13 protein-coding genes and 1 riboswitch are annotated in these 14,416 nt (G+C 63.1%); of the genes, 4 read left to right on the top strand and 9 right to left on the bottom strand.

Annotation, left to right across the window (positions count from 1 at the left end; all coding sequences use genetic code 11):
* Positions 1 to 278 precede the first annotated feature (278 nt).
* A complete protein-coding gene (araD1, locus tag AC0L2A_RS21300; protein ID WP_023802192.1) occupies positions 279 to 1,271 on the top strand; it encodes an AraD1 family protein in 993 nt (330 codons plus the stop codon).
* Between the two features lie 61 nt (positions 1,272 to 1,332).
* Here araD1 and AC0L2A_RS21295 read toward each other — a convergent pair whose 3' ends face one another.
* Complete coding sequence (locus AC0L2A_RS21295) at positions 1,333 to 2,106, bottom strand: ABC transporter substrate-binding protein (RefSeq protein WP_091600343.1); 774 nt, start codon at positions 2,104 to 2,106, stop codon at positions 1,333 to 1,335.
* A 93-nt stretch (positions 2,107 to 2,199) separates the two neighbouring features.
* Positions 2,200 to 3,294 carry a 2'-deoxycytidine 5'-triphosphate deaminase gene (locus tag AC0L2A_RS21290; protein WP_023802190.1) on the bottom strand — a complete coding sequence of 365 codons (1,095 nt, stop codon included), beginning with the start codon at positions 3,292 to 3,294 and terminating at the stop codon, positions 2,200 to 2,202.
* Positions 3,295 to 3,419: 125 nt separating this feature from the next.
* A riboswitch (SAM riboswitch) is annotated at positions 3,420 to 3,497 on the top strand.
* A gap of 73 nt (positions 3,498 to 3,570) precedes the next feature.
* Between AC0L2A_RS21290 and AC0L2A_RS21285 the strand changes: the two genes are divergently transcribed.
* Positions 3,571 to 4,761 carry an O-succinylhomoserine sulfhydrylase gene (locus AC0L2A_RS21285; RefSeq protein ID WP_473610499.1) on the top strand — a complete coding sequence of 397 codons (1,191 nt, stop codon included), beginning with the start codon at positions 3,571 to 3,573 and terminating at the stop codon, positions 4,759 to 4,761.
* 46 nt (positions 4,762 to 4,807) lie between these two features.
* Here AC0L2A_RS21285 and AC0L2A_RS21280 read toward each other — a convergent pair whose 3' ends face one another.
* Positions 4,808 to 5,962 carry a glycosyltransferase gene (locus AC0L2A_RS21280; RefSeq protein WP_473610497.1) on the bottom strand — a complete coding sequence of 385 codons (1,155 nt, stop codon included), beginning with the start codon at positions 5,960 to 5,962 and terminating at the stop codon, positions 4,808 to 4,810.
* A 258-nt stretch (positions 5,963 to 6,220) separates the two neighbouring features.
* Here AC0L2A_RS21280 and apaG point away from each other — a divergent pair, with 258 nt between their 5' ends.
* Positions 6,221 to 6,613: a Co2+/Mg2+ efflux protein ApaG gene (gene apaG, locus AC0L2A_RS21275; RefSeq protein ID WP_023802187.1), complete on the top strand. Its 393-nt coding sequence runs from the start codon at positions 6,221 to 6,223 to the stop codon at positions 6,611 to 6,613.
* Between the two features lie 80 nt (positions 6,614 to 6,693).
* On the opposite strand, the gene AC0L2A_RS21270 is transcribed toward apaG, so the two are convergent.
* From AC0L2A_RS21270 to AC0L2A_RS21260, 3 genes are all read right to left on the bottom strand, one after another.
* On the bottom strand, positions 6,694 to 7,704 hold the full coding sequence (locus AC0L2A_RS21270) for an Hsp33 family molecular chaperone (RefSeq protein ID WP_023802186.1): 1,011 nt from the start codon (positions 7,702 to 7,704) through the stop codon (positions 6,694 to 6,696).
* A 147-nt stretch (positions 7,705 to 7,851) separates the two neighbouring features.
* On the bottom strand, positions 7,852 to 8,763 hold the full coding sequence (argF, locus tag AC0L2A_RS21265) for an ornithine carbamoyltransferase (RefSeq protein ID WP_473610496.1): 912 nt from the start codon (positions 8,761 to 8,763) through the stop codon (positions 7,852 to 7,854).
* Between the two features lie 16 nt (positions 8,764 to 8,779).
* The gene (locus AC0L2A_RS21260; RefSeq protein ID WP_023802184.1) at positions 8,780 to 9,979 is read right to left on the bottom strand and encodes an aspartate aminotransferase family protein; all 1,200 of its coding nucleotides are present in this window, start codon (positions 9,977 to 9,979) and stop codon (positions 8,780 to 8,782) included.
* A gap of 355 nt (positions 9,980 to 10,334) precedes the next feature.
* On the opposite strand from AC0L2A_RS21260, the gene AC0L2A_RS21255 reads away from it, so the two are divergent.
* Entirely contained in the window at positions 10,335 to 10,853 is a 519-nt protein-coding gene (locus AC0L2A_RS21255) for a GcrA family cell cycle regulator (protein ID WP_027155176.1), read from the top strand.
* Positions 10,854 to 10,972: 119 nt separating this feature from the next.
* Here AC0L2A_RS21255 and AC0L2A_RS21250 read toward each other — a convergent pair whose 3' ends face one another.
* The 3 genes from AC0L2A_RS21250 to AC0L2A_RS21240 form a co-directional block, all read right to left on the bottom strand.
* Positions 10,973 to 11,980: a magnesium and cobalt transport protein CorA gene (locus AC0L2A_RS21250; protein ID WP_023802182.1), complete on the bottom strand. Its 1,008-nt coding sequence runs from the start codon at positions 11,978 to 11,980 to the stop codon at positions 10,973 to 10,975.
* 91 nt (positions 11,981 to 12,071) lie between these two features.
* A complete protein-coding gene (phoU, locus tag AC0L2A_RS21245) occupies positions 12,072 to 12,797 on the bottom strand; it encodes a phosphate signaling complex protein PhoU (protein WP_027155174.1) in 726 nt (241 codons plus the stop codon).
* 201 nt (positions 12,798 to 12,998) lie between these two features.
* On the bottom strand, positions 12,999 to 14,270 hold the full coding sequence (locus tag AC0L2A_RS21240; RefSeq protein WP_473610495.1) for a sensor histidine kinase: 1,272 nt from the start codon (positions 14,268 to 14,270) through the stop codon (positions 12,999 to 13,001).
* Positions 14,271 to 14,416 lie beyond the last annotated feature (146 nt).

Below are 14,416 nucleotides of genomic sequence, written 5' to 3'. Positions count from 1 at the left end.
CTCATGCATGTCGCCAAAAATGTGCAGCGTGTTGGGACAACGGCACGCATGAAAGCAAGGATTAAAGCGGGCCCGTTTTCAAACGCGGCGCGCTTTTAGGAGGCACGGGTCACATCGCGGCGCTGCCGGGCGACGCAAGGAAGTCCCCCCAGGGGACCGGGCCCGCGAGCGCAATCCGGACGAAGAATTTCACCCGTGGCGCGGACACCGTCCGAGCTGCGCCAGGAAAAGCTTGCCAGACCGGCAGGCCGGCCAAGGCAATTGAGAGAGGGTACGTCATGCTGATTTCCCAGATCCTCGACGAGGCGGAGACCATCCGCGTCGTCGCCCGCAACGGCGGCAAGACCAGAATCATCAACGGCGCCCGCAGCGTCTATTCGCTGGCGATGGAGGCCGCGCGCACCGGCACCGGGCTTGTCGCCCTCATCGAGCGCAAGGGTTTTGGTGAAGCGGTCGACCTCGATGCCGCCTACAAGAAGGGGCGGCTGTTGTCGCCGATCAACCATCCCGACCCGGCGCATCTCCACCTCACCGGTACCGGGCTGACACATCTCGGCTCCGCCGCGACCCGCGATTCCATGCACAAGAAGCTCAGCAGCGACGGCGAGGAGCAACTCACCGATTCGATGAAGATGTTCCGCATGGGGCTGGAGGGCGGCAAGCCGGCCAAGGGCCAGACCGGCGTGCAGCCGGAATGGTTCTACAAGGGCAACGGCACCATGGCAGTGGCGCCCGGTGCGGCACTTCTGTCGCCCGCCTTCGCCGAGGATGCCGGCGAGGAGCCGGAAGTCGCCGGCATCTATGTCATCGGCGACGACGGCGTCCCGTTCCGCGTCGGCTTCACGCTGTCAAACGAGTTTTCCGATCACGTCACCGAGCGCGTGAACTATCTTTTCCTCGCGCATTCCAAGCTGCGCAACGCTTCGTTCGGGCCGGAGATCCTGATCGGCGAGCTGCCGTCCGACGTCAGGGGTTCCTCGCGCATCCTCCGCGACGGCCAGTTGCTGTGGGAAAAACCGTTCCTGTCGGGCGAGGCCAACATGTCGCACACCATCGCCAATCTCGAACATCACCACTTCAAATATTCGGCCTTCCGCCAGCCGGGCGACGTGCATGTGCACATGTTCGGCACCGCGACACTGTCCTTCGCCGACGGCGTCAGGACCGAGGCCGGCGATGTCTTCGAAATCGAGGCCAAGGATTTCGGCCTGCCGCTGCGCAACCCGCTGGAAATCGAGCAGCCGGTGAAGGTGGCGGTGAAGGCGCTTTAGGCGCCAACCTTCTCCTTCTCCCCTTGTTGTGGGAGAAGGAAGAACGCGCAGCTTCAACGCCTCAATAAATATCGAAGTCGAAATATTTGGCCTGGATCTTCTTGTAGGTGCCGTCTGCGACGATCGCGTCGATCGCGGCGTTGAGCTTTTCGCGCAGCGCAGTGTCTTCCTGGCGCACGGCGATACCGGCTTCGGTCTCCGTGCCCTTGACGTCGCCGACCATCTTGCAGCAGTCGTCGCTCGACTTTTTCATCCAGTCCATCAGCACGAATTTGTCTGAAAGGACGGCATCGAGACGGCCGTTCATCAGGTCGGCGACCGCCTCCTCCTGGGTTGGATAGAGCTTCGCCTCGGCGCCGGCCTTGCCATAGACATCCTGGGCATAGTCGGCCTGGGTGGTCGAAGCCTGGGCGCCGACTGTCTTGCCGGCGAGTGCCGCCGGTTCGGTCGAGGCAATATCGCTGTCCTTCAAGGCCACCAGCGAAAGCGGCGTCGTATAGTATTTGTTGGTGAAGGAGACCTGCTTCTTGCGCTCCTCGGTAATGCTCATGGACGCGATGATGGCGTCGAATTTTTTGGCCTGGAGCGCCGGGATCATGCCGTCCCAGTCCTGCGTGACAAGTTCGCATTCGACCTTCATCTGAGCGCAAAGCGCATTGGTGATGTCGATGTCGAAGCCGACGAGCTTGCCATCCGCGGTGATGGTGTTGAACGGCGGATAGGCGCCTTCAGTGGCGATCTTCAACTTTTCCTGTGCTTGCGCCGACAGCGACCCGACTGACATCGCCAGCATGACGGCTGTTGCTGCCGATGCGATCCATCTTGAAATCTGCATTTTTTGTTCCCCTTGTTCCAACCGTATTGACGGCTAAGACAGCCAAGCACGACCCGTAAGGTCAGGCAAGCATGGTCTGATCATAGTGGGCGATCAGCGCGCGGCGCGAAAATGCTTGGACAGTTTCAGGCCCTGCGCCTGATAGTTCGAGCCGAGATCTGTGCCGTAGAGCGCCTGCGGCCGCTTCAGCATGTGCTCGTAGACCAGCCGTCCGACGATCTGGCCGTGATCGAGGATGAACGGCACTTCGTGGCTGCGCACTTCGAGCACGGCCCGGCTGCCGGTGCCGCCCGAGGCCGAATGGCCGAAACCCGGATCGAAGAAACCGGCATAGTGGACGCGGAATTCGCCGACCAGCGGATCGAAGGGCGTCATCTCGGCGGCATAGAGCGGCGGCACATGCACCGCTTCCTGGCTGACGAGGATATAAAATTCGTCCGGATCGAGCACCAGTTCGCCGGCGCCGCTCTTGTAGAGCGGGTCCCAGAAATCGACGACATCCTGCGCGGCGCGCTTGTCGACATCGACCAGGCCGGTGTGGTGCTTGCCGCGGTAGCCGACCAGCCCGTCCTTGTCGCCATCGAGGTCGATCGACAGTGCGATGCCGCCGCCGGAAATGTTCGGCGGCTCGGTGGCGACGAGCGTCTCGGCACGGTGCAATTCGTGCAGCTCGCTTTCCGACAAAAGCGCATTGCCGGTGCGGAACCGGATCTGCGACAGCCGCGAGCCGGCGCGGACGACGATCGGAAAGGTGCGCGGGCTGACTTCGAGATAGAGCGGGCCGTTGTAGCCGGCAGCGATTTTGTCGAACTCGTGGCCGCGATCGGTCATCACCCGGGTGAAGATGTCGAGCCGCCCGGTCGAGCTTTTTGGGTTGGCCGAGGCGGAAATGTTTGCCGGAAGCGCCAGGCTCTCGAGCAGCGGCACGATATAGACGCAGCCCGTCTCCAGCACCGCACCATCGGTGAGATTGATTTCGTGCAGCTTCAGGCGGTCGAGTTTTTCAGCAACCCTGTGGTTGGGGCCGGGCAGGAAGGAGGCGCGCACCCGCCAGGCCTTGTCGCCAAGCCTGAGGTCGAGGCTGGCCGGCTGGACCTGGTCGGCGTCGAGCGCGCGCGGCGACTTCAGCGCGCCCGACTGGTACAGGGCGGAAATATCCTGATCCGGAAGAATGCCTGTTTGCCGCAAAGTCTGGCTCCGCTCGAAGGCCGGGCGTGGTCTCGTCTTGTCGCAGGTTCTTGCCGTGGAACCCGCTGGTACAAACCTCTTAATCATGCCGGCAATTGACGCAAGCGCGGTGCAGGTCTAAAGGATCGTTATCCCGTGGTGATTTGGCCGGTCGGCTTGCAGCCACGTTAAACAAGTCGCTAAAGGACCGTCGGGCCGAAAGGCCGTACGACCGGTTGCGACTTTCGCGGCCGGTTTTTTTGTGTTTGGACCATTTTTTGTGTTTGGAACAAGGTGATGACGAGCAAAACGCGCAACTGGAAGCCTCAGACCGCCCTCGTGCATGCAGGAACGCTGCGTTCCGGCTTCGGCGAAACCTCCGAGGCGATGTATCTCACGCAAGGCTATGTCTACGACACGGCGCAGGCGGCGGAAGCCCGCTTCAAGGGCGAGGAACCGGGCTTCATCTATTCGCGCTATGCCAATCCGACGGTCGACATGTTCGAGAAGCGCATGTGTGCGCTGGAAGGTGCCGAAGATGCCCGCGCCACCGCATCCGGCATGGCGGCGGTGACGGCGGCGTTGCTGTGCAGTGCCCGGGCCGGCGACCACATCGTGGCGGCGCGCGCGCTGTTCGGCTCCTGTCGCTGGGTGGTCGAGACGCTGGCGCCGAAATACGGCATCGAGGCGACGCTGGTCGACGGCACCGACATCGCCAATTGGGAAAAGGCGGTCAGGCCCAACACCAAGTTGTTCTTCCTTGAAAGCCCGACCAATCCAACGCTGGAGGTCGTCGACATCGCAGCCGTAGCCTCGCTTGCCGATTCGATCGGCGCGCGGCTGATCGTCGACAACGTCTTTGCCACGCCCTTGCAGCAGAAGCCGTTGCAACTCGGCGCCCATATCGTCGTCTATTCGGCGACCAAGCACATCGACGGCCAGGGGCGCTGCCTCGGCGGCATCATCCTGTCGGACAAGAAGTGGATCGACGAGAATTTGCACGACTACTTCCGCCACACCGGTCCCAGCCTCTCGCCCTTCAATGCCTGGACGCTGCTGAAGGGCCTGGAGACGCTGCCGCTGCGCGTGCGCCAGCAGACGGAAAGTGCCGGCCGGATCGCGGACTTCCTCGCCGAGCGATCGGAAATTGTCCGCGTCATCTATCCCGGCCGCGCCGATCACCCGCAGGCGGCGATCGTCAAGAAGCAGATGTCGGGCGGCTCGACGCTGATCTGCCTCGACGTCAAGGGAGGCAAGCAGGCGGCCTTCGCCTTCCAGAACGCGCTCGATGTCGTGCTGATCTCCAACAATCTCGGTGACGCCAAGAGCCTGATCACCCATCCGGCGACGACGACACACAAGAATCTGAGCGACGAGGCGCGGGCCGAACTTGGCATCGGGCCAGGCACGCTCAGGCTGTCCGTCGGACTGGAGGACATTGACGACCTGCTCGAAGACATCGAGCAGGCCTTGAAAGCCGCGAGCTAGGGATACGCGCCGAACTGCTGCGCTCTGATCTGCAAAGCAGGCGGGGTCAGGCGCGCGACGGCGTCTCTTCCAATTCCGCAACGGCGCTGGTTTGGATGGTCATCGTGTTGCCGCGCCAGTCGACGGCACCGCTGAGCCAGCCGCGCACCCAGATGGCGGGAAGCATCACGTCGCGCGCAACCATCGCCGGGATCATGCGCAGCGACAGGTGCCAGCCCTTGGCCGAGGCGAGAGCGCATTCCGGCAGATAGGCGACTATCAGCACGGCGATGGCGGTAGCCGGCAGGCTGAAACCGGCGCCTGCTGCCGCAACCAGCGCAAGCACCAGCGGCGGTGCCGCTCCGATCAGGATCTCGGGCGCGAAAAACAGTGGGAAAGTGACGCGACGCAGGCGTGCCCAGCGGGCCTGGCGCGACCAGATTTCGCCAAATGTGCGCAAGCCGAGCGGCTGTTCGAAGGGCGCGGCAACGAGATTGACGCGCAGTCCGAGCCCGTTGACCAGCTTGGTCGCGGCGGCATCCTCGGCAATCTCGGCGGCAAGCGCACGGATGCCGCCATTGGCGTCGAGCAATGGCTTGTTCCACAGCATGCTCTTGCCCTGGGCGAAACCGAGGCCGAGCGCCTCGCCGGTATATTGCCAGCGCGCCTGCAGCGTGTTGAGGAAAGCGCATTCGACCTCCGCCCAGAACCCGTCCGGCCGCGAGCCGATCGGCGTCGAGCAGACGAGGCCGGTGTCCTGCCGCCATGCCGTCATCAGATGCTGGACATAGTCCCTCGGCATCAGGACGTTGGAATCGGCAAGGATGACCCAGTGGTGGCGCGCGGCCTCCCAGGCCTTCACGCAATTGTTGAGTTTCGGATTGCCGCTGATGCGGTCGTCGCCGACCAGCAGCCGGGCCGGCACGGCCGGAAAGCGGTCGATCGCATCGGTGATCGGCCCGACCACCGGGTCGTCGGCATGGGCGACGCAGAAAATGAGCTCATAGTGCGGCCAGTCGATCGAGAAGGCGCGCTCGAGCGTCTCCTCGGTAAACGGCTCGACGCCGCGCGACGGCACGACGATCGACACCGGCGGCGCCTCGACGGCTGGCGGCGTGATCCTGCCAGGCCGCTTCAGCTTCAACGAAGCGAGCAGGATGCTGGCGAGATTGACAACAAGCAGAGCTATGGAAAGCAAGGCGGCTGTGACTGTCAATTCCATCAATATCTGGTCGCTCCAGAAAAAACCGGCCGCATGAAAGCCGTTTTCAACAGTTCGACAGAATGCTGAGTCGCCCGGCCCTGCACACCATCCCCGGCCCTGCACACCATCATTGTCACGTGTCACTTAAATGACATTGTTGTTCGGCACCTGCGCTTAACAAATTCGGGCAACGATGGCAGACACCGAGGGGACGCACCCCGTTGACCGAACTGCGGAGAGGGTCGAATGTTCCGTCTGCATAGTGTGGAGTGATTTATGTACAGCGCCGTCACGCGCGACATCGAAGTGCAGGTCAGGCCGTTCTATCTGGAAGATCGCTCCGACCCGTCGGAGAACCGCTATGTCTGGGGCTACCAGGTGACCATCGACAACCAGTCGGATGAATTCGTGCAGCTTCTGTCGCGCTACTGGCAGATCACCGACGGCACCGGCCGGGTCGAAGAGGTGCGCGGCGCCGGCGTTGTCGGCGACCAGCCTGAACTCAATCCCGGCGATAGTTATCAGTATACGTCTGGCTGCCCACTCTCGACGCCATCCGGCATCATGGTCGGCCACTACACGATGCGCAATAAGCGGGGTGAGACGTTCGACGTCGCCATCCCCGCCTTTTCGCTCGACCTGCCGGGCACGCGGCGGACGGTGAACTGAGGCTCACTTGGGCTTCTCGCCCCAGGGCGAGGGGCGAGAAACCAAGCTCTGCGAAGGCACCGAGGCAGCACTGACGCCGGCTATTGAGCCGCAGCAAATTCCGCCGGGTCGAAGTCATATTGCTTCGAGCAGAATTCGCAGGCGACGTGAATGCCGCCATCCTCGGTGCTGTCCCTGATCTCGTCGGCGGAGAAGCCTCCGAGAATGCCGCGGATCTTCTCCCTGGAGCATGAGCACTGGTCGGCTACCGGCACGCCGCCGAAGACGCGCACGCCGTGCTCGTGGAACAGCCGGTAAAGCAACCGCTCGGCGCCGATCGTCGGGTCGATCAGTTCCGTCGGCTCGATGGTGCCAAGCAACGCGAGCAGTTCCTGCCAGGAATTGTCGGCCGGATCATGGATCTCCTCGCGCGGATCGCCGTCGCCACCCGGAAGGTCGGGCACGCGCATGCGTTCGGGCGATTGCGGCAGGAACTGCGCCAGGATGCCACCGGCGCGCCATTGCTCGCGGGCACCGCCGATGCCGGGCGTCAACAGCTTGGCCACCGAAAGCCTGAGATCGGTCGGGATCTGCTCCGACTGCCGGAAATAGGTGCGCGCGGCCTCCTCGAGCGTCTCGCCGTCGAGCTGGACGATGCCCTGATAGCGCTGCGTGTGGGCGCCCTGGTCGATGGTCAGCGCCAGGACACCGCTGCCAAGCAGCGTCCGCTGCGAGGTCTCGCCGGCAGACGTCAGTGCCTCCAGCCGGTCGGCGTCGAAGCGGGCATAGGCGCGCAGCGCATGCGGCGTGGAAAAATCCGCCACCAGCATGTCGACCGGCCCGTCGGTGCGGGTCTGCAGGATGAACTTGCCTTCGAATTTGAGCGAAGTGCCGAGCAGCACCGTCAGCACGCAAGCTTCCGCCAGCAGGCGGGCGACCGGCTCGGGATAGTCATGCCGGCCGAGGATCGCGTCGAGCATCGGCCCGAGCTGGACGGTACGGCCGCGCACGTCGAGCGGGCCGACCTCGAAGGGCACGACATGATCGTCGCCGGCGTAGCCGAATTCGCCGAGTTTGGGTTGATGTTCAGCCAATTGACGGGTTTCCAACATGACAAAGCTCCGGGGCGCGGCGATGCCGCCCTCCGGGGCGCATGCGTCGAAACGCGCTCGATTTGCGTGATGCGCCTGAGATAGGCATCACGCACTCCCGGATCAAGGCGGCCCGGATCACGGTGACCAGGATCACAGCGGCTCGGATCAAGCGCCGAGGCACCAGGCCAAAACCGCCTTCTGGGCGTGGAGCCGGTTCTCGGCCTCGTCGAACACCACCGAATGCGGGCCGTCGATGACTTCGTCGGTGACCTCCTCGCCGCGATGCGCCGGCAGGCAGTGCATGAACAACGCCTCGGGCTTTGCCTTCGCCATCAGTGCCGCATTGACCTGATAGGGCGAGAAGACATTGTGGCCGCGAGCACGGTGCTCCTGGCCCATCGACACCCAGCAATCGGTAACGACACAGTCGGCCTCGTGGACGGCCTCCTCGGGCGAGCGGGTGAAGTTCAACTTGCCGCCATGCGCCCTCGACCAGTCGACATGCTTCTGCGCCGGCTCGCTGCCTTCCGGCACGGCGACGTTGAGGTTGAAGCGGAACCGCGCCGAGGCCTCCAGCAGCGAATGCAGCACGTTGTTGCCGTCGCCGGTCCAGGCGATGGTCTTGCCGGCGACCGGGCCGCGATGCTCCTCGAAGGTCATGATGTCGGCCATCAGCTGGCAGGGATGGGTGTCGTCGGTCAACCCGTTGATGACGGGGACGGTGGCGTTCTCGGTCAGCTCCAGCAGCCGGTCATGCGACGTGGTGCGGATCATGATCGCATCGACATAGCGCGACAGCACCTTGGCCGTGTCGGCGATGGTTTCGGAGCGGCCGAGCTGCATCTCGGCGCCGGTCAGCATGATGGTCTCGCCGCCGAGCTGGCGCATGCCGACGTCGAAGGACACGCGCGTGCGCGTCGACGGCTTGTCGAAGATCATCGCCAGCACCTTGCCTTCAAGCGGTTTTGTCCGCTCGCCAGCCTTGAGCCTTGCCTTTCGCACGACGGCATCGTCCAGTATAAGGCGCAGATCGCCCTCGGAAACGGCGGAAAGATCGGTGAAATGGCGAAGGCTCATGTGGGTCTTCCGACTGTTATTTCGCCGCAGCCGCGGCGATGGCGTCCGACAGGCCCCGGGCGCCGGCGCGGATGCGGTCGAGCGCCTCATGGATCTCGGCGTCGGTGACGGTGAGCGGCGGCAGCAGGCGAAGAACGTTGTCGCCGGCCGGAACCGCCAGCAGATGCTGGTCGCGCAACGCCATGTTCACCTTGGTGTTGGGCGCGGCGCATTTCAGGCCGAGCATCAGGCCGCTGCCTCTGATGTCTTCGATGACATCGGGAAATTCGTCGGCGACACCCGCCAGCCCCTGCTTCAGCAGCAACGCCTTGCGCTGCACATCCTCCAGAAAACCGTCTTCCAGCACGACGTCGAGCACGGCGTTGCCGACCGCCATCGCCAGCGGATTGCCGCCGAAAGTGGTGCCGTGCACGCCGGCGGTCATGCCGACAGCGGCCTCGTCGGTGGCGAGGCAGGCGCCCACCGGGAAGCCGCCGCCGATGCCCTTGGCGACCGCCATGATGTCGGGCGTGACGCCAGCCCATTCATGCGCGAACAGTTTTCCGGTGCGGCCGATGCCGCACTGGACCTCGTCGAAGATCAGCAGCAGATCATGCTGTTCGCAGAGCTGCCTCAGCCGCTTCAGCGACTGCGTCGGCACCGGGCGAATACCGCCCTCGCCCTGCACCGGCTCGATCAGGATCGCGGCGGTCTCTGATGTGATCGCCTTTTCGACGGCCTCGATGTCGTCGAAGCCGACCTGGTCGAAACCTTCGACCTTGGGGCCGAAACCTTCCAGGTATTTGTACTGGCCGCCGGCGGCGATGGTCGCCAGCGTGCGGCCATGAAAAGCGCCTTCGAAGGTGACGATGCGAAAGCGCTCGGGATGGCCCTTGACGAAATGGTAGCGCCGCGCCGTCTTGATGGCGCATTCCAGCGCCTCGGCGCCGGAATTGGTGAAGAACACCTTGTCGGCGAAGGTTGCGTCGGCCAGCCGCTCGCCCAGACGGCTCTGCCCCGGAATCTCGTAGAGGTTGGAGACATGCCAGAGCTTGGCCGCCTGCTCGGTGAGTGCCGAGACCAGATGCGGATGGCTGTGGCCCAGCGAATTCACGGCAACGCCGCCGCCAAAATCGAGATATCGCTCGCCCTTGTCGGTGACCAGCCAGGTGCCTTCCCCATGGTCGAAGGCCAGGGGCGCGCGGGTAAAGGTCTCGAAAAGCGCCGAACCGCTCATTATATGCGTCTCCGGAACCGGAAAATCAAAAAGCCGCCAAAGCGGCGGCCTTTGCGGCTTATCGTGTTTTTCGGCCATGAAGTCAACGAAAACGTCGCGCAAGGAAGCGCGGCAAGCTTTCCAGTGAGACGCCGGCTCATCAGCGACCGGGCAAGTTGGGGAAAACCGAAAAAACCGATTCGTGTTGGCCCTCGGACTCTTGTCACCGAGTCAGCGCATAAGGTAATTGTAGGTCGAGAAATAACTAGATTTCGTGCGGCGGACCTAATCACCCGATATATGTGGTGTCTGCCCGGCGGAAGCCGGATCGTGGAAGGATTCCGATCGCCGCACATTTCAGCAGGAGCGCGGTCTCATGAACTGGACTGACGAGCGGGTAGAACTTCTTAGAAAATTGTGGTCGGAGGGGCTGAGCGCCAGCCAGATCGCCGCACAGCTTGGGGGTGTCAGCCGCAATGCCGTCATCGGCAAGGTGCATCGGCTGAAACTGTCGGGCCGCGGACGCGCGACTGCCACGCCGGCACGCCAGAAGAAGAGCGTGCAGGGATCGACCGTGCAGAAATCGGTGTCGCGGGCGGCGAGCACTGCGCGGCATATCACCACGTCGATCGGCGCGACCGCGCTGCAGGCGCAATTCGACGCCGTACCAGTGACGCGTCATTATGTCCGTCCGGTCGAGAACGTCGTCGTGCCAATCTCGCGGCATCTGCAGCTCGTCGAATTGACCGAGCGGACATGCAAATGGCCGAATGGCGATCCGCTTTCGGAGGAGTTCCATTTCTGCGGCAACGACGCGGCCGAAACCGGACCCTATTGCAAGTATCACGCCCGCGTTGCGTTTCAGCCCGCTTCGGAGCGGCGGCGGAGCAGATAAGGGAATAAGGGAGTAGGGCAGTATGGGAGTAGGTAAAGATCAGGCTTAGTGAGTGCGACCTTGGCAAGGCAACGCACCACATACTCCCTTACTGCCCTACTCCCTTACTCCCTTCTCTTTCACAGCCAGCCGCTCTTGCGGAAGCGCCAGTAGAGAACCGAGCAGACCAAAATAATCGCTCCCAGAACGACCGGGTAGCCATATTCCATCCTAAGTTCCGGCATGTCGTTGAAGTTCATGCCGTAGATGCCTGCGAGCGCCGTCGGCACCGCCAGGATTGCAGCCCATGAGGCGAGCTTCTTGGTGATCGCCGTTTCCTGGCTCTGGCCAACCAGGAGGCTCGCCTCGAAGGCAAATGCGAGCACCTCCCGCAAGCTGTCGATCTTCTCCTGGACGGTGCGGATGTGGTCGGTGACGTCGCGGAACAGCGGGTGCATGGCCGCATGGATCTGCGGCAGGTCGGCGCTGGTCAACCGGCGGCAGACTTCCACCAGCGGCAGCGCGGCGTTGCGCAGGCGCAAGAGATCGCGGCGCAGCATGTAGAGCCGCTCTATGTCGGAGCCGGTCATCGGCTTCAGCAGAACCCTGTCCTCGATCGCCTCGACCTCGTCCTCGATCTGCTCGAGCACCGGCATGTAGTTGTCGACGATGAAATCGAGAATGGCATAGAGGACGAAATCCTCGCCTTTGGCTAGCGAATGCGGGCAGCTTTCCCAATGCTGGCGAACGGCGGCATAAGAAGTCGACGGACCGTGCCTGACGCTGACGATGTAGCCGGCGCCGACGAACAGATGCGTCTCGCCGAAGGTGACGCGCCTATCGATTAGTTGAGCCGTGCGGGCAACGATGAACAACGCATCGCCATATTGCTCGATCTTCGGCCGCTGATGCGGATGCTCGGCGTCCTCGATCGCCAGATCGTGCAGGTGGAATTGCGCCTGGACACGAAGCAACAGGTCGCGGTCCGGCTCCAGCAGGCCGATCCAGACGACATGACCTGGCTTCTTGGCCCATTCGCCGGCTTCCTCGATCGGAATGTCGGCGACACGCCGGCCGGCGGTATAGACGCTGGAAGCGACGATGGCCGATGTCGGCGGGGCCGGCGTCAGGTTCCGAACGGTTTCCATCGCTACCTCCTGGAGGCATGGCCTCGGGTCAGGATCAGGAACGTTCGGTAAAGCTTAGCCTAAATCAGCAATGGGTTCGAGAGGCAGCCGTTCACTTCGCCGGTAGCGTTGCGGGAAGCACAATCTTGTCTGTCTTGTCGCCCTTCGGCCGCTCGGCCGGCATCTGGTCGCCGGTGACGATGTAGTAGATCGTCTCGGCGATATTAGTGGCGTGGTCGCCGATCCGCTCGATGTTCTTGGCGCAGAACAGCAGGTGCGTGCAGGGCGTGATGTTGCGCGGATCTTCCATCATGTAGGTCAGCAACTCGCGAAACAGCGAGGTGTACACGGCGTCGATCTGATCGTCGCGGTCACGCACGAAGCCGATCTTTTCCACCGAGCGCGACGCGTAGACGTCGAGCACTTCCTTGAGCTGCGTCAACGCCAGGTCGGCTAAGGCCGCGATGCCGCGGAACAGGCTGGTCGGCTGGCGCCCTTCTATGACGGCAACCACGCGCTTGGCGACATTCTTGCCGAGGTCGCCGACCCGCTCGAGATCCGCCGAGATGCGGATCGCGCCGACGATCTCGCGCAAATCCGTCGCCATCGGCTGGCGCTTGGCGATGATGATGATCGCCTTGTCGTCGATCTCGCGCTGCCCCTGGTCCAGAACGGCATCGTCGCGGATGACCTTCTGGGCAAGGCCAGGGTCGGCGTTGACCAGGGCCGCAATCGCCTGTTCGACCATGCGTTCGGCATGCCCGCCCATCGCGGCAATGCGCTTCGACAGATATTTCAGCTCCTCGTCATAGGCGCTGACGATGTGCACGGACTGCATGGAATGCCTTCCCGGGTCTTCTGGTCCGAGTCGTTCCTCGAATCCCCGCTGATACGCTAGCCGGATGACAGAAAAAAGAAAGCGTTAGGGCGACGTGCATCCACTAGGCCACAGAGGAGGCTCTAAAGTCCTGTATCCACGCATCCGGTGGTCCTAAAGTCTTCCGGTACTCGGGCCGTCCCGTGCTTAGATAGTGAGGTGTCAGTGCGCCGGCAAATGCACCGTGAAAGCTGCGCCGTTGCCGACCTCCGACTTGATCGACAGCCTGGCGTTGTGGCGCGTCAGGATATGCTTGACGATGGACAGGCCAAGGCCGGTGCCCTTCTGGGTCCGGCTGTTTTCGACATCGACGCGGTAGAATCGTTCGGTGATGCGCGGGATGTGCTCCTCGGGAATGCCGGGGCCGAAGTCCCGGATGGTGACGTCGATGCCCGGTTCGGGACCGTCATCGCTGTGGGCAATCGTCACCACGACACGTCCACCCGACTGTCCGTATTTGCAGGCGTTTTCCAGCAGATTTTCGAAAACCTGGAAAAGTTCATCGCGATCCCCCGGCACATTGAGTGGTCCTTTCGCGAAATCCCGCTCGATGGCAACGCCGTTTTCCCGGGCAAGCGGACCCAGCGAATCGATGACGCTGTCGAGGGTCTGGCGGAGATCGACCTTGGTTCCCGGCTTCAGATAGGGTTTCATCTCCAGCCGCGAAAGCGACAGCAGGTCGTCGATCAGGCGCGCCATGCGGCCGGTCTGGTTGTGCATGATCTGCAGGAACTGCTCGCGCGCCGCCGGGTCGTTGCGGGCCGGGCCGCGCAGCGTCTCGATGAAACCGGAGATCGAGGCGAGCGGAGTTCGCAGCTCATGGCTGGCATTGGCGATGAAGTCGGCCCGCATCCGGTCGATGCGGCGCGCCTCGCTCTGGTCCTTGAAGACCAGCACATAGAGGTCGGTGCCGTGGCCGACCGAAGATGCACTCACGCGATAGGCCCGTTCGACCGGCAGCTTTTCGGTATATTCGACGACGTCCGCAGCGGCGGCGCCCGACAGGATACTGTCCAGCAAGGCCTGCATCTCGGGCGCGCGGAATTTCAGCGACAGCGACATGCCCGGTGCAATGCCGCCGAAGGCGGCGAAGGCGGCGGCGTTGGCATGGACAATCGTCGCGGCGCGATCGAAGATGATCAGCGGATCGGCAACGGCAGCCGCCAGATATTCTCCCGACAGCTGTTGCAGCCCGCCTGCCTCGATCGCCGCGGCATCCTCCGCGGACTGGCGCGCTACGCCTGCCGGCAGCATCGCGGCGGCGAGCAGCAGCACAGCACATGCCAGCAGCACCACATAGAAGGACATGTTTGCGAAACCATAGACCGTCAAGATCGCGACGATGCCGGTCGCTAGCAGCCAGCGGCTGTTCCACAACCGGGTGGCGACGACTTGCGCCGTGGTTCGCTGTTCTGCGCCGCCCATATCAGCCATTGTCAGCTACTGTCAGCCATTCGCGCGCACTGTGCCTCCGTCCCCACCCCGACCGGCCGGTTGGAAACTTCCCGCTGACCGGCGCTATCACTAATCTGCTGCATCGTTCCTTTCGAAAATCGATTCCGATTTTCGGGCCGATGCAG

Source organism: Mesorhizobium sp. WSM4844 (assembly GCF_055811775.1).
This window is presented reverse-complemented; position numbering and strand designations above follow the sequence as displayed.